At 69.2% G+C, this 19122-nt stretch carries 21 protein-coding genes, 1 tRNA gene and 1 riboswitch; of the genes, 16 read left to right on the top strand and 6 right to left on the bottom strand.

Translation table 11 applies throughout. From position 1 onward, the window contains the following. Window positions 1-131 precede the first annotated feature (131 nt). Window positions 132-470 (top strand): hypothetical protein, encoded by a 339-nt coding sequence (locus tag OHA18_RS36705; RefSeq protein ID WP_328999973.1) that lies wholly within the window; start codon window positions 132-134, stop codon window positions 468-470. A 5-nt stretch (window positions 471-475) separates the two neighbouring features. On the opposite strand, the gene OHA18_RS36700 is transcribed toward OHA18_RS36705, so the two are convergent. From OHA18_RS36700 to OHA18_RS36685, 4 genes are all read right to left on the bottom strand, one after another. Beyond that, window positions 476-1264 (bottom strand): hypothetical protein, encoded by a 789-nt coding sequence (locus OHA18_RS36700; protein ID WP_328999972.1) that lies wholly within the window; start codon window positions 1262-1264, stop codon window positions 476-478. Continuing rightward, window positions 1261-1869: an RNA polymerase sigma factor gene (locus tag OHA18_RS36695; protein ID WP_328999971.1), complete on the bottom strand. Its 609-nt coding sequence runs from the start codon at window positions 1867-1869 to the stop codon at window positions 1261-1263. Before OHA18_RS36695 ends, OHA18_RS36700 begins: the two co-directional genes overlap by 4 nt. 72 nt (window positions 1870-1941) lie before the next feature. Continuing rightward, window positions 1942-2682, bottom strand: coding sequence for a phosphotransferase (locus OHA18_RS36690; RefSeq protein ID WP_328999970.1), 741 nt, complete (start codon window positions 2680-2682; stop codon window positions 1942-1944). Then, window positions 2679-3170, bottom strand: coding sequence for an NUDIX hydrolase (locus tag OHA18_RS36685; RefSeq protein WP_329006196.1), 492 nt, complete (start codon window positions 3168-3170; stop codon window positions 2679-2681). Before OHA18_RS36685 ends, OHA18_RS36690 begins: the two co-directional genes overlap by 4 nt. A gap of 82 nt (window positions 3171-3252) precedes the next feature. On the opposite strand from OHA18_RS36685, the gene dop reads away from it, so the two are divergent. The 8 genes from dop (at window position 3253) to OHA18_RS36645 (ending at window position 10574) form a co-directional block, all read left to right on the top strand. After that, window positions 3253-4773 carry a depupylase/deamidase Dop gene (gene dop, locus OHA18_RS36680; RefSeq protein WP_328999969.1) on the top strand — a complete coding sequence of 507 codons (1521 nt, stop codon included), beginning with the start codon at window positions 3253-3255 and terminating at the stop codon, window positions 4771-4773. 58 nt (window positions 4774-4831) lie between these two features. Beyond that, window positions 4832-5041, top strand: coding sequence for a ubiquitin-like protein Pup (locus tag OHA18_RS36675; protein WP_130448384.1), 210 nt, complete (start codon window positions 4832-4834; stop codon window positions 5039-5041). 8 nt (window positions 5042-5049) lie between these two features. After that, the gene (gene prcB / locus OHA18_RS36670) at window positions 5050-5892 is read left to right on the top strand and encodes a proteasome subunit beta (protein WP_328999968.1); all 843 of its coding nucleotides are present in this window, start codon (window positions 5050-5052) and stop codon (window positions 5890-5892) included. A 39-nt stretch (window positions 5893-5931) separates the two neighbouring features. Then, on the top strand, window positions 5932-6792 hold the full coding sequence (prcA, locus tag OHA18_RS36665; protein ID WP_328999967.1) for a proteasome subunit alpha: 861 nt from the start codon (window positions 5932-5934) through the stop codon (window positions 6790-6792). Continuing rightward, the gene (locus OHA18_RS36660; RefSeq protein WP_328999966.1) at window positions 6789-7397 is read left to right on the top strand and encodes an NUDIX hydrolase; all 609 of its coding nucleotides are present in this window, start codon (window positions 6789-6791) and stop codon (window positions 7395-7397) included. Before prcA ends, OHA18_RS36660 begins: the two co-directional genes overlap by 4 nt. A 26-nt stretch (window positions 7398-7423) precedes the next feature. Beyond that, a complete protein-coding gene (locus OHA18_RS36655) occupies window positions 7424-7846 on the top strand; it encodes a nitroreductase family deazaflavin-dependent oxidoreductase (protein ID WP_328999965.1) in 423 nt (140 codons plus the stop codon). 32 nt (window positions 7847-7878) lie between these two features. Further along, window positions 7879-9627 (top strand): beta-N-acetylhexosaminidase family protein, encoded by a 1749-nt coding sequence (locus tag OHA18_RS36650; protein ID WP_328999964.1) that lies wholly within the window; start codon window positions 7879-7881, stop codon window positions 9625-9627. After that, window positions 9627-9711, top strand: a riboswitch (ZMP/ZTP riboswitch). Its footprint overlaps the gene before it by 1 nt. Before the next feature lie 20 nt (window positions 9712-9731). Further along, window positions 9732-10574, top strand: a complete 843-nt coding sequence (locus OHA18_RS36645; RefSeq protein WP_328999963.1) for a bifunctional 5,10-methylenetetrahydrofolate dehydrogenase/5,10-methenyltetrahydrofolate cyclohydrolase — start codon at window positions 9732-9734, stop codon at window positions 10572-10574. On the opposite strand, the gene OHA18_RS36640 is transcribed toward OHA18_RS36645, so the two are convergent. Beyond that, the gene (locus OHA18_RS36640; RefSeq protein WP_328999962.1) at window positions 10571-11419 is read right to left on the bottom strand and encodes a phytanoyl-CoA dioxygenase family protein; all 849 of its coding nucleotides are present in this window, start codon (window positions 11417-11419) and stop codon (window positions 10571-10573) included. The two genes, OHA18_RS36645 and OHA18_RS36640, sit on opposite strands and share 4 nt — an antisense overlap. A gap of 65 nt (window positions 11420-11484) precedes the next feature. Between OHA18_RS36640 and OHA18_RS36635 the strand changes: the two genes are divergently transcribed. From OHA18_RS36635 to OHA18_RS36605, 7 genes are all read left to right on the top strand, one after another. Then, window positions 11485-12381, top strand: coding sequence for a helix-turn-helix domain-containing protein (locus OHA18_RS36635; RefSeq protein WP_328999961.1), 897 nt, complete (start codon window positions 11485-11487; stop codon window positions 12379-12381). An 84-nt stretch (window positions 12382-12465) separates the two neighbouring features. Then, window positions 12466-12834, top strand: coding sequence for a chorismate mutase (gene aroH, locus OHA18_RS36630; RefSeq protein ID WP_328999960.1), 369 nt, complete (start codon window positions 12466-12468; stop codon window positions 12832-12834). After that, window positions 12831-13895: a prephenate dehydrogenase gene (locus tag OHA18_RS36625; RefSeq protein WP_328999959.1), complete on the top strand. Its 1065-nt coding sequence runs from the start codon at window positions 12831-12833 to the stop codon at window positions 13893-13895. The genes aroH and OHA18_RS36625 overlap by 4 nt, the downstream gene beginning before the upstream one ends. A gap of 32 nt (window positions 13896-13927) precedes the next feature. Continuing rightward, the gene (cmk, locus tag OHA18_RS36620) at window positions 13928-14602 is read left to right on the top strand and encodes a (d)CMP kinase (protein WP_328999958.1); all 675 of its coding nucleotides are present in this window, start codon (window positions 13928-13930) and stop codon (window positions 14600-14602) included. Further along, window positions 14599-15327: a lysophospholipid acyltransferase family protein gene (locus OHA18_RS36615; RefSeq protein WP_328999957.1), complete on the top strand. Its 729-nt coding sequence runs from the start codon at window positions 14599-14601 to the stop codon at window positions 15325-15327. Before cmk ends, OHA18_RS36615 begins: the two co-directional genes overlap by 4 nt. Beyond that, entirely contained in the window at window positions 15320-16687 is a 1368-nt protein-coding gene (gene der / locus OHA18_RS36610) for a ribosome biogenesis GTPase Der (RefSeq protein ID WP_328999956.1), read from the top strand. Before OHA18_RS36615 ends, der begins: the two co-directional genes overlap by 8 nt. Before the next feature lie 70 nt (window positions 16688-16757). Then, window positions 16758-16834, top strand: a tRNA-Pro gene (locus OHA18_RS36605). Between the two features lie 52 nt (window positions 16835-16886). Here the strand turns inward: OHA18_RS36605 and OHA18_RS36600 are convergent. After that, complete coding sequence (locus OHA18_RS36600) at window positions 16887-19061, bottom strand: MMPL family transporter (protein ID WP_328999955.1); 2175 nt, start codon at window positions 19059-19061, stop codon at window positions 16887-16889. Window positions 19062-19122 lie beyond the last annotated feature (61 nt).

Below are 19122 nucleotides of genomic sequence, written 5' to 3'. Positions count from 1 at the left end.
CCGGACACTGTCCGGGGGCGGTTCGCTGTGCAGGACGTGGAGGTCAGCCACCAGGGGGTAGACAAAACCCCCGGTGTGATCGGGGGGTTTCCCTGATTGGTACGGCGGCTTCGCGGCCGTAGCTTGCTGGTATGGCGACGGATGAGGTGCGGAAGGACCTGCGGGCCGCGGTGGCGGCGCGGCAGGAGCTGGGACCGGAGTACGAGGCTGAGATCATCGACAGCTTCCTGGAGAAGCTCGACGCGCGGGATGTTCACCGGCGCCTCGACGCTCTGCCCGAGCCGGCCCAGCGCCGGCACCCGAGCCGTGAGACCGACCCGGGCGGGCTGGCGCTGGCGATCATCTCGGTCGTCGTCGCCATCCCGATCACCGCGATCTCAGCCGCGATGATCGGGCCGTTCGGCGTTGTCATCGGCTGGCTCGGCCTCGTCCTCATCAACGTCGCCCGCGCCGCCGGCCGCCACCGCTGACGCCGCTACTTCCGCTCGATCGGGATCAGCCCGCCCTGGGCGTCGTACGCCCGCACCTCCTGGCGCAGGCTGCTGGCGCTGAGATCCGCGTTCGCCCGGTTGTCGGTGTAGGCGTAGCCGCTGTCGACGTAACCTCGTTGCCACGGCCCCACGCTGCCTTTCGACACGTAGCGCGATTCGACCCGGGCGATCTCCGGGCGGGCCCGGTAGAGCATCCAGATCCGGGACTCCGGCTTCGGCGCCGAAGTCGAGGAGGTACCTCCGATCAGGCCCACGAGACCTTGCTTCGGCGTCGGCTCCTTGATCCACGCCGACCCATCCCGCTGCCACCCGCCGCTTCCGGAGGGGGCGAGGCAGGACGCGATGCCTGAGGCCCCAGAGCCCTTGACGATGATGAGGATGTCTTCGGCCTTCGACGTCTGGCCTGGTACCCGTCGCGCCCAGACGACCGTGAGAGGCTGCTTGATCTCGCCGTGCATGCGACGTTCGCAGGACTTCGCGAAGGCGGCGGTCGCCTCGGCGTCGGACACGGGTCCGAGCCTGTTCCCGGCAGCGGTGGGCGTTGCGGCCGTCGCGACGCCGGCGACCCCAGGGTCACTGGACGGCCTGTTGGTGACGACCAGCGTGCCGGCCACCACGGCCGCAACGGCTCCGACGCCGACCACGGGGGCGATCCACCGGCGGGCCGGGCGATGGCCCGTGGGGCGTGACTTGTCCATGACCCGGTTGCGGAGCTGCGCGCGCCGCGCCGGGTCCAGCGGGGGAACGGTCGGCGGGTCGAGTCGGAGGTTCATGACAGCTCCTCGGTGAGGGCGACCCGCGTCAGCAGGTCGGGAAAGCGACGACGGGTGCGGTGCAGGCGGGCCTTCACGGTTCCGACGGGTACGCCGAGGGCGTCCGCGGCTTCGGTGACGGTGAGGCCGGACCAGACGACGAGCTCGAGGGTCTCGCGTTCGTGCCGGGGGAGTTTGGCGACGGCGCGACGAATCACCGACATGTGGCGTTCGTCGTCCAGCCGGCGGGCGACCTCGGGAGCGTGATCGCGGTCCGGCCCCGGGTCGGGCAGGCGATCGAGCAGGTTGCGCAGCCGGTTCGCCGTCCGGAAGAGGGTCCGGCACTCGTTGGCGGCCACCATCAGCAGCCAGCCGCGGGCGGTCGGTCCGGTCAACGGGCCGGGTGGGTTGCGCTGGAAGCGCCGCCAGGTGTTCAGGAACGTCGCCTGGACGACGTCGTCCGCAGTACTCCAGGAGGCCGTGCGCCGGAAGGCGAAGGCACGGACGTCGTCGGCGTACCGGTCGAACAACTCGCCCAGCGCGAAATGGTCCCCGACCCGCAGCCGCTCCCAAAGTTCCGGGTCGGGCTCGGGCGGCGATCCGGGTCCCGCAGATCCCGTAGCCATGGCCGGCTCCGTATCGTCAGTCAGGATGATCTTCACATCGGGTAGTGACCAGCGACCCACCCGATGGTTGCATCAGAGCCGGGCCAGGATCTCCCGCAGGCCGGTGTCGACGTCGTCCGGGAGATCCAGCAGCAGGCCGCGGTGGACGCCGTACCAGGGGGAGAGGCTGGCCCAGTCGTGGGCGCGTTCGACCTGGTCAGGGGTGGGTTGATAGACCTCGATCAGGCCGGCTCGGACGGCGGCCGGCGCCCCGTCGAGAGGCCAGCACAGGTCGAGGGCGGGGTCTCCGATGAGCGCGTCGGTCCAGTCGATGATTCCGGTGATCCGGTCGTCGGTCATCAGCACGTGGTCCGGCCCGAGGTCGCAATGGATCAAGGACGTCCGGACCTGGGCCACGCGCCCGAGCAGCTCGGTTGCCGTGGTCCGGACCTCTTCCGGCAGCAGCGGCACGATCTGATCCCGGAATTCGGCCAGTACGACTGACTTGTCCGCCGTAGCGGTTGCCGCGTCCAGTGCACCGTGGGCGACCGCCTCTGCAGTGTCCACAGCGTGCAAAGCCTTGAGGAAGGCACCCAACTCGCGGCCGATCGCAGTACCGCCGTCGGTGAACGGTGCGCCAGGGAGCATCAGGTGGCGTACGCCGTCGTCGGTCAGCTCGGGCACCGGGACCGGTAGCGGGAGTTGCGGAGCGAGCCAGGGGAGGAGGGTGGCTTCGGCGAGCAGGCGGGGACCGACCTCAGGGCGACGTGGCGCGCGGTGGATCCATGCACCTTCGATCCACGCGTGGCTGTCCCAGCCCTCGAGAATCGTCACACCAGATCCCGGACGTACTCACCGAGCAGGCCGACGGCGTCCGGCATGAACGGCCAGGACAGGTCGTCCAGCTTGGCCACGAGGTCGGCAGGGGACATCCAGGCGCCCCACTCGACCTCCTCCGGCTGGTGCCGCACCGGGCCGTCCCAGACGCACGTGTACAGGTATGCGTGGTACTGCGTGTTGTCGTCGGCGTAGTCGCCCTCCGGCAGCCGTGTCAGCTCGACGCCGGAGATCCCGAGCTCCTCGTCCAGCTCCCGTACGACGGCGTGGAACGGGTCCTCGCAGGCCGCGACGACCCCACCGGCGGAGAAGTCGTAGTGGCTCGGGTAGACGTCCTTGATCGCCGTACGGCGGTGCACGTAGATGTCGCCGGCCGGATTCCGGACGACGACCCCGGTCGCGGAGTGGCGCAGGTTGTCGCGGCGCATCACGGATCGCGGCACCGCCCCGGTGACATGGTTGTCTTCGTCCAGGATGGCCACCATTTCGTCCACGCGCGCAGTCTCACACGTAACCCTGTGGACACAGCAACCCCTTTAGTGGCTCGTACCGCGTAGGCTCGTTCGCATGAGTGTTCGGCGGATCATGGGTACCGAGACCGAGTTCGGGATCTCGGTGCCGGGCCAGCCCGGGGCCAACCCGATGCTGACCTCGAGCCAGGTGGTGAACGGCTACGCGCAGACGCAGCCGCTCGCGCGCAAGACGCGGTGGGACTTCGACGAGGAGCACCCATTGCGGGACGCGCGAGGTTTCGACCTGAGCCGGGAGGTGGCGGACTCCAGCCAGCTCACCGACGAGGAGACCGGCCTGGCGAACGTGATCCTCACCAACGGCGCCCGGCTGTACGTCGACCATGCCCATCCGGAGTACTCCGCTCCGGAGACGACCAATCCGCGCGACGCGGTGGTCTGGGACAAGGCCGGCGAGCTGGTGATCATGGAGGGCGCGCGCCAGGCCCGGCTGATCCCTGGCGCCCCCCAGCTGAACCTGTACAAGAACAACACCGACAACAAGGGCGCGTCGTACGGCTCGCACGAGAACTACCTGATGCGCCGGTCCACACCGTTCGCGTCGATCGTGCGGCACCTGACGCCGTTCTTCGTGAGCCGTCAGGTGGTCACCGGCGCCGGCCGGGTCGGCATCGGCCAGGACGGCGCCGCGCACGGGTTCCAGATCAGCCAGCGGGCGGACTACTTCGAGGTCGAGGTCGGCCTCGAGACGACGCTGAAGCGGCCGATCATCAACACCCGCGACGAGCCGCACGCGAATCCGGATCGTTACCGCCGGCTGCACGTCATCATCGGCGACGCGAACCTGTCGGAGATCTCGACGTACCTGAAGGTCGGGACGACGTCGCTGGTGCTCGCGATGATCGAGGACGGCTGGCTCACCGACGACCTCGGCGTCGACCGCCCGGTGAGCGCGTTGCACGAGGTCAGCCACGACCCGTCCTGCACGCATCTGATCACGCTCAAGGACGGCCGCAAGATCACCGCCGTCCAGCTGCAGGCGGAGTATCTGGAGCAGGCCCGCAAGTACGTCGAGGACAAGTACGGCGACGACGCGGACCGGCAGACCAAGGACATCCTGCACCGGTGGGAGCAGCTCCTCGACCAGCTCGCCATCGACCCGATGAGGCTGTCCGACCAGCTCGACTGGGTCGCGAAGTACAAACTGCTCCAGCAGTACCGCGACCGCGACGGCCTGGAGTGGGACGACCCGAAGCTGCACCTGATCGACCTGCAGTACGCCGATCTGCGCCCGGACAAGGGTCTGTATTACAGGTTGGTGAAATCCGGCCGGATGCAGCGGATCGTCAGCGACGAGGAGATCCGGATGGCGGTCGCGCACCCGCCGACGGACACCCGGGCGTACTTCCGCGGCCGCTGCATGCAGCAGTACGCGCCGCAGGTCGCGGCCGCCTCCTGGGACTCGGTGATCTTCGATCTGCCGGGTAAGGAGTCGTTGCAACGGATCCCGACGCTGGACCCGTTGCGGGGCACGAAAGCGCATGTCGGGGCACTTCTTGACCAATGCGACACCGCTAGTGACCTGGTTCGCACCATTACTGGGGGCGCTGCCGGGTAGGGTCGCTGTAGGAGGGTCGGTTGGGCGACTTTCCCAGCGGTTCTAGGAGGTGTGTGCCATGGCGAAAGACGGTGGGCAGCAGCACAAGCAGCCCAAGCGTTCGTCGACCGAGGAAGAGGTCGAGCAGGTCGAGGCGTCCGAGGACGTCCAGGAGCGGAAAGAGCGACTCGACGAGGACGTCGACTCGATCCTGGACGAGATCGACGAGGTGCTCGAGGAGAACGCCGAGGAGTTCGTCCGCGGATTCGTGCAAAAGGGTGGGGAGTGAACCGCTCGATGACTTCTGATGCCTCCGGCCGGTTGCCGGAAGCCTTCCTGACCCCAGGTGGCTCGTCGTTCATGGACTTCCTGGCCGGGCACGCGCCCGACCTGTTGCCGGGACGACGGGCCCTGGGATCGGGTGACCTGTCCAGCGAAGTCCCGCACGGTACGACGATCGTCGCGGCCACCTTCCCCGGTGGCGTGATCATGGCCGGCGACCGGCGGGCCACGATGGGCAACATCATCGCCCAGCGTGATATCGAGAAGGTGTTCCCCGCCGACGAGTATTCGGCGGTCGCGTTCGCCGGCTCGGCCGGCTTCGGGATCGAGATGGTGCGGCTGTTCCAGGTCGAGCTGGAGCACTACGAGAAGCTCGAGGGCGCCACGCTCAGCCTCGACGGCAAGGCCAACCGGCTCAGCGCGCTGATCCGCGGCAACCTGCCGATGGCGATGCAGGGCCTGACCGTCGTGCCGCTGTTCGCGGGGTACGACGAGGAGATCAAGGGCGGCCGGATCTTCTCCTACGACCCCACCGGCGGGCGTTACGAGGAGACCCACTTCTACAGCGTCGGCTCGGGCTCGTTGTTCGCCCGCGGCGCGCTGAAGAAGCTGTACCGCGAGGACCTGTCCGAGACCGACTGCGTGACGGTGGCGATCCAGTCCCTGATCGACGCGGCCGACGACGACTCGGCGACCGGTGGCCCGGACATGCTCCGGCGGATCTTCCCGGTGGTCGGCGTGGTCACCGCGGACGGCTACCGGCGGCTGCCGGAGGACGAGGTGGCGGCGCTCGTCGACGCGGCCTGGAGCCAGCGGCACCAGCGTCCCGACGGCCCGGCCGCGACGTCGCTGACCTGACCACCCGCCCTATCGACTGATTAGAGGACGACACCTTCGATGAGCGTTCCGTTCTACGTCTCGCCCGAGCAGCTGATGCGGGACCGGGCCGACTTCGCCCGCAAGGGCATCGCCAAGGGCCGCAGCGCGATCGCGTTGCAGTACGCCGACGGCATCCTGTTCGTCGCGGAGAACCGCTCGCCCGCGCTGCACAAGGTGGCCGAGATCTACGACCGGATGGCGTTCGCCGCCGTCGGCCGGTACAACGAGTTCGAGAACCTGCGGATCGCCGGCGTGCGGCTGGCCGACATGCGCGGGTACTCCTACGACCGGCGTGACGTCACCGGCCGGGCGCTGGCCAACGCCTACGCGCAGACCCTCGGCGCGATCTTCTCCTCCGGCGGCGAGAAGCCGCTCGAGGTCGAGATCCTGGTCGCCGAGATCGGCGCGGCGCCTTCCGACGACCAAGTCTACCGGCTCACCTACGACGGCTCGATCGCCGACGTCCAGGGGTACGCCGTGATGGGCGGCCCGGCCGACCAGGTCGCGGACTACATCGGCGAGCACTACTCCGAGGGCATCTCGCTCGCGGGCGCGCTCCGGCTTGCGGTGGACGCGCTCGGCCACGACGGTACCGAGGTCCGGCAGCTGACCCCGGACCAGCTCGAGGTCGCGGTCCTGGACCGGACCCGGACCCAGGTGCGCAAGTTCAAGCGGATCTCCGAGGCGACGCTGGAGAGCATCCTGTCCGAGTCGCAGCCCGACAGGTCGGGCGGCACTTCGGACGGCGAGTCCGGCGACGGTGCATCGAGCGATGCGAAGTCCGAGGACTCCAAGGCCGAGGACACCGCGGTCGCGCCGCCCGCGGACGACGCACCGATCGCACCGCCGGAAGATCCCGACGACAACCGTCCGCTGTGACGGATCAGCACGAGAGCTCAGCCGTCACCGACAACGTGGCGGCTGAGTTGTCTCGGCCTGCCGACCCCGCGCCGTGGGAGCTGCTGGGGGAGGAGCCCGGGTTCCAGCGCTTCCTCACCGTGCGCCTGCGGCGGTACCGGATGCCCGACGGTCGCGAGGTCGAGTGGGACGTCTTCGGCCCCGAGGCGGGCATCACGTCCGGGATCACTGTGCTGCCGTTGACTCCGGAGGGCCGGATCGTCACGATCCGGATGTTCCGGGCCGGCCCCGACCGGGTGGTCACGAATCTTCCGGGCGGTCTGGTCGAGCCCGAGGAGGAGGTGGCCGTCGCGGGTGCCCGCGAGCTCGAGGAAGAGACCGGCTATACCTGCGAGACGCTCGATGTCGTCGGCTGGCAGTGGTCCGGCGCGTCGTCCACGTTCCGGAAGTACGTCGCGATCGCGCGCGGCTGCCGGCCCGACGGCAAACAGCAACTGGACGAGACCGAGGACTGTGTCCCGGTCGAGCTGTCCGTCGACGCGTTCCGTGCCGAGTTGCGCACTCCGGGTGCGATGACCGGAATTGATGCCGCCTATCTCGCGTTGGACCACGCAGGACTGTTGTGAGCTGAGCTACTGCGGAGGTACCAGATATGAGCGACTGGAACGCGAACGTCATCACGGAGTTCCGGGAGAACGAAGGCAGGGTCGGCGGCAACTTCGAGGGTGCTCCGATGGTGCTGCTGCACCACTTCGGCCGTCGGAGCGGGCAGGAGTTCATCGCCCCGACGATGTATCTGGCGGACGAGACCGACCCGAACACCATCTACGTGTTCGCGAGCAAGGGCGGGGCGCCCACCAACCCGGACTGGTACCGGAACCTGATCGCCGCCGGTAAGGGCACGGTCGAGGTCGGCACCGAGACCTACGAGGTGACCGTCACCGACGTCACCGGCGCCGAACGCGACCGGATCTACGCCGAGCAGGCACAGCGGTACCCGGGCTTCGCCGAGTACGAGCGCCGCACCGCCGGTGTCCGGACGATCCCGGTGCTCAAGCTCACCCGGGCATCTTGACGGGCGGGGCCGTGCGCTGAGTGGATAGGGCTGTGACCCCAGAACCTCAGCAGACCAGCAGCCGTCCCGACGGGTTCGATCTCGGTGACACGGTCGGCCTGGTGCACGGCCCGACCACCGATCCCGACGCCGAGCGGATCGTCCGCGACACGCTGACCAGGGCCGGCGTCGGCGCGATCGTCGACGGCGAGGCCGCCGTGACGGTGCACCTCGGCGGCACCGGTCTCGGTGTCGAACCGGCCGCCGGTCTTCCGGCCGAGGGGTACGTCGTTGCCGTCGGCGACCACCAGCTCGTGCTCGACGGCGTCGACACCCGCGGCACGTACTACGCAGCGCTGACCCTCGATGCGCTTGTCCAGGGCAACCATGTGGACGGCGTCGAGATCCGCGACTGGCCGACGCTGCCGTACCGCGGCTCGATCGAGGGCTTCTACGGCACCCCGTGGTCGCATGCGGACCGCCTCGACCACCTCGACTATCTCGGCGCGCACCGGATGAACACGTACCAGTACGCACCCAAGGACGACGTGTACCACCGCGAGCAGTGGCGCGACCCGTACCCGGCCGACAAGCTGGCCGAGCTCGGCGAGCTGATCGAGCGGGCGCAGCGCAACAAGGTCGACTTCACGTTCGCGCTCTCGCCCGGCCTGTCGATCGCTTACACGTCGGACGAGGACTTCCAGGCGCTGATCGCGAAGTTCGAGGCGCTGTACGCGCTCGGCGTCCGGGTGTTCAACGTGCCGCTCGATGACATCGAGTACGAGACCTGGCACTCCGACGACGACGCGAAGAAGTACGGCGCCGGCGGCGGCGCGGCCGGTGCCGCACAGGCCGACCTGTGCAACCGGATCCAGCGGGAGTGGGTTGCGACCAAGCCGGACGTGGCTCCGCTGCAGATGGTCCCGACCGAGTACTACGACGTGCACGAGACGCCGTACAAGCAGGCGTTGCGGGAGCAGCTCGACCCGGCGGTGATCGTGCACTGGACCGGTACCGCGGTCGTTCCGGAGACGATCACGAGTGCACAAGCGGCCGAGGTGAAGGCGGTGTTCGGGCACGACATCTTGATCTGGGACAACTACCCGGTCAACGACTACGCGCACGGGCGGATCCTGCTCGCGGCGTACACGGGTCGCGAGCCCGGTCTGGCCGAGCACGTCGTCGGCGTGATCTCGAACCCGATGAACCAGGCAGCGGCCAGCAAGCTCGCGCTCTACTCGTTCGCCGAGTTCGGCTGGAAACCCGCGACGTACGACGCCGACGCGTCCTGGCGTCGTGCGATCGCCGAGCGCGCCGGGGGAGACCCGGACACGATCGCGGCGCTGGAGGTGTTCGCCGACCTCACGACGTACGACGGGAAGCTGCATCTGATCAATGCGCCGGTGCTGGCCGCGAAGCTCGCGGCCTTCCAGGCGACCTGGGACGGCGGCGACCTGGCCGGTGCGATCGCCGACCTGGAGCCGTACCTCGAGGCGATCGAGAACGCCTCGGCACAGATCCGGAGCGGGGTGGTGGATCCGGCGTTCGAGGCCGAGACCGACGCCTGGCTGGATGCGTCGTTCTACTGGGGCGGCGCGCTGCGTCAGGCGCTGCGCGTCTTCGAGGCGGAGGCGGAGGGTAACGCCTCGGACGTCGCGACCGCCCGCGACGAGATCCAGCACCTGATCACGCAGGCCGAGGAGATCCGCGACGTCCGCCTCCCGCATTCGAAGGTCCCGCTCAGGATCGGCGACGGTGTGGTCGACACGTTCATCCGCGCGGCGACCGGGTCGGTATCCTGACGGTGGACCGCGACTGGCGCTGAGGTGGACCACCACCGGGGAACGGTCTGCCATCCGGCTTCGCCGCGCGCCTGGGCACCTTCGACTCAGAGGAGTGTGCGCAGATGACTGCTGAGCTCATGATCGGGACCGACCTCGCCGCCGAGATGGTGGCGAAGGCGGCGGAGCGGGCCAAGGCCCTGCAGGAGCGGTACGGCGTGCAGCCGTGCCTGGCGACCGTACTGGTGGGCGACGACCCGGCGTCGGCGACGTACGTGCGGATGAAGCAGAACCGGTCGAAGAAGGCCGGGATCGCGTCGCGGAGCGTCGTACTGCCGGCCGAGACGACCACCGACGAACTGGTCGCGGAGATCCGGAAGCTGTCCGAGGACCCGGCGGTGCACGGGATCCTTCTGCAGCACCCGGTGCCGGCCCAGATCGACGAGCGGGCCGCGTTCGAGGCGATCGACCCGGCCAAGGACGTGGACGGCGTGACGATGCTGTCGTTCGCGGCGATGGCCTTCGGTGATCCCGGGTTCCGCTCGGCGACGCCCGGCGGGATCATGCGGCTGCTGGCGGCGTACGACGTACCGCTCGAGGGCGCGCACGCGGTGGTGATCGGCCGCAGCCCGATCCTCGGCAAGCCGGCCGGAATGTTGCTGCTGGCATCGAATGCGACGGTGACCTACGCGCACTCCCGGACCCGGGACCTGCCCGAGCTGGTCCGGACCGCGGACGTGGTGATCGCCGCGGTCGGCAAGGCGAACTTCGTCCGCGGCGACTGGCTGAAGCCGGGCGCGGTCGTGGTGGACGCTGGGTACAACGAGGGCAATGTCGGCGACGTGCACTTCGAGGAGGCGGCCGAGGTCGCCAGTCTGATCACGCCGGTCCCGGGCGGGGTCGGGCCGATGACGATCGCGCTGCTGCTCGAGCAAGCGGTCGACGCGGCCGAGGCACAGCTGGGTTAGCGGTCGCACCCGCCGTCCTTGTCGGGCCGCGAGTGCGGCCGGGCCAGATCGTCGATGCCCTTGTAGGCGTACGGATCGGTGCCGGCGACCATCACGATGTCGCGGTAGTCGTGCTTGCCGACGTGAACGCCGGCCGGTACGGACTGCCAGGGGAGCAGCGACTCCGCGCTCATGTAGTGGTTGGCGAGGACCCGGCGGAGTCCGTGCCGGCCGGTGTTCGGCAGTGATCGATGCAACAGGTAACCGTTGAAGATCACCGCCGAGCCCGCCGGTACCTCGACCGGTACGGCGTCGTCGTCGGAGTACGGGAAGTCGAACGCCTCCACCGTGCAGTCGAAGCGCAGGTCGTCCTGCTCCCGATCGGGATAGATGACGCCGCGCCGGTGCGAGCCCGGCAATACCCACAGGCAGCCGTTCTCCACGGTGGCGTCGTCGAGCGCGATCCAGACGGCGGTCAGAGAGCGATCCCTGGTCGGGATGAAGAACTCGTCCTGGTGCCAGGCCTGGCCGGGCTTGCCCTCGGGCTTGATGAACAGCATCGACTGCATCGCCTTCACGTTCGGCCCGATCACGGCGGTCAGCGTCGCGACCACGCGCGGCGCGTGCAACGCTGCCAGGGCCGCGTCGGACGCCTTGTGCGGATGGTGGATGCAGAGGAACTGGCGCAGGACGTCCTCTGCGGGCGCCGGGGCTCCTTCGACGGCGCCCAGGTCGCCGCGGCACAGCTGCTCGGCCGCGGTGTGGAGCTCGGTGACCTGTTCGGGTGGCAGGGCCTGATCGAGGACGACGAAGCCGTCCCGCCGGAAGGACTCGACCAGGTCGTCGGTGATCTCGGTGAAGTGCATCCAGTCACCGTCGCAGGGCACGCCGGGCCCGCCAATGTCGTAAGGAAGCGTTTTACTATCTGTTCGTGACATCGCGACCGCCGGTGATCAGCGTGAACTCCCTCATCCAGATCGCGGACTACGCGCCCGGCGCGACGTACGGTCCGCGCCGGCTGCCGAACTTCGAACTGCTCTGGATCCTGCACGGATCGGCGCTCTGGCGGACCGACGTGTACGACGACGCGGGCGTCCGGCAGACGACCGTCGAGCACGAACTGCGGCCGGGGACGGTAGCGCTGGCGCAGCGCGGGAATCAGGACGCGTATATCTGGGACTGTGATCGCGGGTCGCGGCACGCCTACGTGCATTTCCAGATCGAGGACTTCGGCGACCTCGGCGATCCGCCGAGTTGGCCCTGGGTGCGGTCGATGTCCGATCCGGGTCTGCTAGGGGAGCTGTGCAGCTACTTGCTGGACATGCCCACGCCGGTCCGGGGACTCAGCGATCGGTTGGTGGCGACGATGCTGGAGGTCTTCGTCAGCGCTCCGGACGGCCCGTCCCGCGCGGAGATGCCGGACGCCGTCCGGCGCCTGGCCGATCACGTTGCGACCGTGTGGACCCGGAGTGGACTGCGGATCGTCTCCGTCCCAGAGCTGGCCGCCGCGGCGAACCTGTCGGCGGGACATCTGCACCGGCTGTTCCGGGAGCGGTACGGGTGCGGACCGGCGTACGCGCTGGACCTGATTCGGCTGGCCCGGGCTGCGACAGCTCTCCTGCGGACCAACGCCACGATCGGGGAGATCGCGTCCGATTGCGGGTACAGCAATCCGTACCATTTCTCCCGCCGCTTCACCCTCGCGTACGGCGACCCGCCGGGGACGTTCCGGCGTCGCCGGCAGCTGTCCGATCCACTCGCGCCGGTCCGGGAGGCCGGGCTGCTTCCGCTGGCCCGCCGGCTCCTCGGGGCCGCCCGGAACGGCTGACGCACGTGCACGATCCGAGACGGCTGTCCACTCCTTGATTACCCTGGCCTAGGGTTGGGGGAGACGAACCAAGGAGGCGAGCACGTGGCGGTACGGGCGATCCGGGGTGCCACCCAGCTGGACGTGGACGAGCGCGAGCACCTGCTCGAGCGGTCCGCGGAGCTGGTGAAGGCGGTCCTGGAGGCGAACGATCTGGAGAACGAGGATCTGATCAGCATCCTGTTCACCGTCACGTCGGATCTGCGTTCGGAGTTCCCGGCCGTCGCGGGCCGGCAGATCGGGCTGACCGACGTACCGCTGATGTGCATGCAGGAGATCCCGGTGCCGCACGCGCTGCCCCGCGTGGTCCGGCTGATGGTGCACACCGACACGCCCCGCTCCCGCGACAAGATCCAGCACGTCTACCTCCACGGCGCCGTAGCGCTCCGCCCGGACCTGACCGGCGCCCAGTGACCGAATTACGTGGTCCGGTTCGGATCGTCGGCACCGGACTCATCGGTACGTCGATCGGCCTGGCGCTGGCGCGACTGGGCGTCGTCGTAGAGCTCGTCGACGGGAACCCGGACAACGCGCTGATGGCCGAGCGGATCGGCGCCGGCTCGCGGATGGTGCAGATCGAGCCGCAATTGGTCGTGGTCGCAGTGCCGCCGGACCACGTCGGCGCCGTGGTCGCCGAGCAGCTCGAGCAGACCGACGCGGTCGTCACCGACGCGGCGAGCGTGAAGTCCAAGCCACTCGCCGACGCCCGCCGGCTGACCGGTGACCTCAGCCGGTACGTCGGCAGTCACCCGATGGCCGGCTCCGAGCGGAACGGTCCGCTGGCCGGGCGCGCCGACCTCTTCGACGGCGCCACCTGGGCGATCACCCCGCACGAGACGAGCGCTCCCGAAGCGGTCGACCTGGTACGCCGGCTCGCCGAGGCCGCCGGCGCCCGGACCGTCGAGATGTCCGTCGAGGACCATGACCTCGGCGTCGCGCGGGTGTCCCACCTGCCACACCTGATGTCCGCACTGGCGGCGGGGACACTGGCGGACGCGCCGTCGTCCCATCTGGAGCTGTCCGGTCAGGGCGTCCGCGACGTCACCCGGATCGCGGCCGGCGACCCGACGCTGTGGACCCAGATCGTGTCCGCGAACTCGGGTGCGCTGACCGGACTGCTGGAGCAGATCCGGGGCGAGCTCGACCGGCTGCTCGTTGCCTTGGGCAAGGAAGAGGCCGGCGACGAGCTGACCGCGATCCTCGGCCAGGGCGTCTCCGGCGCGGTCCGCGTGCCGGGCAAGCACGGTACGCCGCACATCGACCTGGTCACCGTCCTCGTGACGATCCCGGACCGGCCCGGCCAGCTGGCCAAACTGTTCGCCGACGCGGCCGAGTCCGGCGCCAACGTCGAAGACCTCCGCATCGACCACAGCCCCGGCCGCCCGGTCGGTGAGGTCGAACTCGCCGTCAAACCCGCCTCCGTCGACCAGCTGGTCGACGTCCTCACCGACCGCGGCTGGGTGGTCCACCGCTAGTTCTGTCCCCATCCGAAGGTAATCTTCGGGGCATGATCATCGCTGTGGACGGCCCGAGCGGCTCCGGTAAATCGAGCACCGCCCGCGGAGTGGCCACCCGGCTCGGACTGCGGTTCCTCGACACCGGGGCGACGTACCGGGCGGTGACCTGGTCGGCGGTCGAGCACGGGCTGGATCTGGACGACACCGGCGCGGTCGCGCAGCGCGCCCGGGACCTGAGGCTGGAGATCAGCACCGACCCGGGCCACCAGTTCGTGATTGCCGACGGGACCGACGTCACGGCCGCGATCCGGGAGCCGCGGATCAGCGAGGTGGTCTCGAAGATCGCCACCAATCTCGAGGTGCGCAAGGAGCTGATCCGGCGGCAGCGGGCGATCATCGACAACGCGCAGCCGAGCGGCGGGATCGTGGTCGAGGGCCGCGACATCGCCACCGTGGTCGCGACCGACGCCGAGCTGAAGGTGCTGCTCACCGCCGACCAGGAGGCCCGGATGGCGCGCCGCGGCGCCCAGGTCGGCTCGTTGACCGCGGAGCAGTTGCGTGACCAGATCGTCCGGCGGGATGCCGACGACTCGACCGTTTCGGAGTTCCAGGTCGCCTCCGACGGCGCGGTCACCGTCGACTCGACCTACCTGACCCTGGAAGAAGTCATCGATGTGATCAGCCGTCTAGCCAAGGAGGCTGTTCCCCAGGGCCAGGAGTCATGACGGCGGAAGTCACCGGGCACAAGGATCTGCCCCGCACCGACGATCTGCCGCCGCTGCCGTACCGCATCGCGCTGCCGATGCGGAAGCTGGCCAAGCCGTACTTCTTCCGTAAATACAAGCTGACCATCCACCACGAGGACCGGTTCCCGCTGACCGGTCCGCTGCTGATGGCGCCGAACCACCTGAGTCTGCTGGACGGCCCGTTGCTCGGGGCGATCGCGCCGCGGATGCTGCATCAGCTCGGCAAGATCGAGGTGTTCGGCGGCCTGCAGGGTGTGCTCCTGCGCCGGGTCGGCCAGATCCCGGTCGACCGGTCGACGTACGACGTGCTCGCGGTCCGGAGGTCGATCAAGGTCCTGCGGGACGGCCGGGTGCTGAATATCTACCCCGAAGGCACCCGTGGCCCCGGCGACTTCAGCCGGATCCGCAGCGGCGTGGCGTACCTGGCCATGGTGACCGGGGCCCCGATCCTGCCGGTCGCCTTGATGGGGACCAGGCTGCCGGCGGGCGACATCGAGGGGTTCCCACCGGCCGGAAGCCGGGTCGACGTGGTGTATGGCGAGCCGTTCGCCGTGGACCGCGTACCCTTTCCTAGGAGACATTCCGACGTACAGGCGGTTGCCGACCACATCGGTGACGTGCTGCGCGCCCATGTGAAGGCGGCCGTCGAAGAAACCGGCCACCCGCTTCCGGGCTGGCGAGACCAGAAGGACCCTGATGACTGACCTGCCCACCGAAGTACCGACGCACGAGCGGGAGGACACCGGCCCGTTGCCGGTCCTCGCGATCGTCGGCCGGCCGAACGTGGGGAAGTCCACGCTGGTCAACCGCATCATCGGCCGCCGCGAGGCGGTCGTGGAGGACACCCCGGGCGTGACCCGGGACCGGGTGTCGTACGACGCCGACTGGGCCGGCCGCGAGTTCACGGTCGTCGACACCGGCGGCTGGGACCCGGACGCGGTCGGCATGGCCGCCCTGGTCGCCGCCCAGGCCGAGGTTGCGATCAACGCTGCCGACGCGGTCCTGTTCGTGGTCGATGCCGTCGTCGGCATCACCGACGCCGACGAGGCCGTCGTCCGGGTGCTGCGCAAGTCCGGCAAGCCGGTCGTCCTCGCGGCGAACAAGGTCGACGACCAGCGGATCGAGTCCGAGGCGATGAACCTGTGGGGCCTCGGCATCGGCGAGCCGTTCCCGGTCTCCGCGATGCACGGCCGCGGCACGGGCGACCTGCTCGACGCCGTACTCGCGGCGCTGCCCGAAGCGCCGCCGGAGCGCGACGGTGAGGTCGGCGGACCGCGACGGGTCGCGATCGTCGGGAAGCCGAACGTGGGCAAGTCCTCGCTGCTGAACAAGGTCGCCAAGGAGGACCGGGTCGTCGTCAGCGACGTCGCCGGGACCACGGTCGACCCGGTCGACGAGCTGATCACGCTCGGCGGCAAGGAGTGGCGGTTCATCGACACCGCCGGCATCCGGCGCAAGGTGAAGAACACCCAGGGCCACGAGTACTACGCCTCGCTGCGGACCAATGCGGCGATCGAGCGGGCCGAGGTGGTCGTGGTCGTCATCGACGCCTCGGAGTCGATCACCGAGCAGGACCTGCGGATCATGAACGCGGTCGAGGAAGCCGGCAAGGCGCTGGTGATCGCGTACAACAAGTGGGATCTGATGGACGAGGAGCGGCGCTACTACCTGGAGCGCGAGATCGACCGCGACCTGGTGCAGTTCCGCTGGGCGCCGCGGGTCAACATCAGCGCGCTCACCGGCTGGCACATGGAGAAGCTCGTGCCCGCGGTCGAGGCGGCGCTCGAGGGCTGGCAGACCCGTGTCCCGACCGGCCAGCTGAACGCGTTCCTGGGCCGCCTGGTGGCTGCCCACCCGCACCCGGTCCGCTCGGGCAAGCAGCCGAAGATCCTCTTCGGCACCCAGGCCACGACCATGCCGCCGACGTTCGCGATCTTCACCTCCGGCCAGATCGAACCCTCCTACCAGCGCTTCATCGAACGCCGCCTGCGTGAGGACTTCGGCTTCGTCGGCAGCCCCGTCCACGTCCAGATCCGGGCCCGCCAGAAGAACAAGAAACGCTGACATCACCGGGTGAGAACCACCCGATCGGATGATGTAAGGTTTACCCCGGTTCGCTCTTCGGAGCGGCCATCGGGCTGTGGCGTAGTTTGGTAACGCGTCTGGCTGGGGGCCAGAAGACCGCAGGTTCAAATCCTGTCAGCCCGACCACGAAGAGGGGCGCCGACGCTGTCGGTGCCCCTCTCTGGTTTCGCCCGCCGGGTCAGTGCACCCCGGCGAGCTCCTTCTCCTCCGGTTCGTCGGGCACCTGCAGGGACTCGCCTTCGATGTCGACCCTCGGCGTGATCCGGTCCAGCCACTTCGGGAACCACCAGGCGCGGTCGCCGAGCAGGCTGAGGATGGCGGGGACCAGGGTCATCCGGACCACGAAGGCGTCGATGAGTACGCCGATGGTCAGGCCGAAGCCGATGGCCTTGATGATGGGGTCGTCGACCAGGATGAAGCCGGCGAAGACCGACGCCATGATCAGGGCGGCGGCGGTGACGACGCGGGCGCCGTGGCCGAGGCCCTGGACGGCGGCGTCGTTCGCGTGCCGGCCCTGGACGAACTCCTCGCGGACCCGGGACACGATGAACACCTCGTAGTCCATCGCCAGCCCGAACAGGATGCCCATCATGATGATCGGCAGGAAGCTCACCAGCGGACCGGGGGAGTCGATCCCGACCAGCTTCGCCAGGTGCCCCTGCTGGAACACCGCGACGGTGATCCCGAACGTCGCCCCGATCGTCAGCACGAAACCGAGCGTCGCCTTCAACGGCACCAGCACCGACCGGAACGCCAGCAGCAACAGCAGGAACGACAACCCGATCACCACGAACAGGTAGATCGGCAACGCGTCGGACAGTTTGTTCGACACATCGATCCCGACCGCCGTGTTACCGGTCACCGAGATGCTCGCGTCTCCGGCAGCGAGCGGTTTCACCGCTGACCGCAGGTTCTTGACCAGGTCAGAGGTCTGCTCGCTGGCCGGTCCGCTCTTCGGGATCACCTGCAGCAACCGCGTCGTACCGTCCTGGCTCGCCGCCGCCGGCTGTGCCGCCACGACATCGGGCAAGCCTTGTGCCTTCTCGAGCACCTGCTGTGCGAGGGCGTTCGACGTCGCGGCGTCGTTGCTCTTCACAACGACCACCAGCGGACCGTTCGCGCCCGGCCCGAACGCCGCCGCGGTCAGGTCGTACGCGACCCGCTGGTTGCTGCCGGCCGCCGCCGACGCGCCGTCCGGAAGCGCGAGCTGCATGTCCTTCGCCGGGATCGCCAGGAACCCGAGCCCGATGATGCCAACGGCAACGATCGGCACCCGGAACCGCGTCACCAGCCGGCCCCACCGGAAGCCGAAGCCCTCCTTGTGCACCGCTGCGGTCGGCGCCTTCCGCAGCTTCCGCGGCAGCACCCGGTTCCCGACGAACCCGAGCAGCGCGGGCAGCAGCGTCAAGGCGACCAGTACTGCGGTCAGCACCGTCGCCGCGGCTGCCAGCCCCATCGCGGTCAGGAACGGTACTCCGACCACCGACAACCCGGCGAGCGCGATCACCACGGTCGCGCCGGCGAACAACACCGCCGACCCGGCTGTCGCGGTCGCCCGCGCGACGGACTCCTCCGGATCCATCCCCTCGCCCAGCTGCGCCCGGTGCCGCGAACTGATGAACAACGAGTAGTCGATCCCCACCGCGAGCCCGAGCATCAACGCCAGGATCGGAGCCGTCGACGACACGTCGGTGAACGCGGTGACGATGAACAACCCGGCCATCCCGGCCAGTACGCCGAGCAACGCCGTCACCAGCGTCATGCCCGCGGCGACGAGCGATCCGAACGTGACGACCAGTACGACGGCCGCCACCGCGACACCGATGACCTCGGTCGCACCGATCTCCGGGACTCCGGCCTTGATCTGTCCGCCCGGGACCACCTTGAGATCGCCCGTGCTCAGTCCGCTCAGACCGTCGTACCCGTCGACGCTCTCGTGCGACAGTTCGTCGGCCGGCTTGTCGAACTGGACGCTGATCAGCCCCGTCGTACCGTCCGGGCTGATCGCCTTGCTGGTGAACGGGTCGACCGCGCCGATCACCTCGGGCACCTTCGTGACCTTGGCGACGGTCGCGCCGACCGCGGCCTTCACAGTCGGGTCCGCGAGCGTCTTGCCGGCCGGCGCCTTCACCACGACCGTGGAGGACGCGCCGCTCGCGGCCGGCAGCTCCTGCTTGAGCGCATCGAGCGCACGCTGCGACTCGGTGCCCGGGATCGAGAACGTGTTCGCGGTCTTGCCGCCGAGCGTCAGCGCGCCGACCCCCAGCAGGACGAGGAACAGCGCCCACACAGCGGCGACGAGCCGCCGGCGCTGGTAGGAGAACCGGCCGAGCCGGTACAGCAGATTGGCCATCGGAAAGTGCGTCCGTTCGAGTCGGTACGGCGTGCGGGCAGGGGTGATCGTCCGCCGGCGG

Origin of the sequence: Kribbella sp. NBC_00709 (assembly GCF_036226565.1) — a bacterium.
In the GTDB taxonomy this organism is placed as follows: Bacteria; Actinomycetota; Actinomycetes; order Propionibacteriales; family Kribbellaceae; genus Kribbella.
This window is presented reverse-complemented; position numbering and strand designations above follow the sequence as displayed.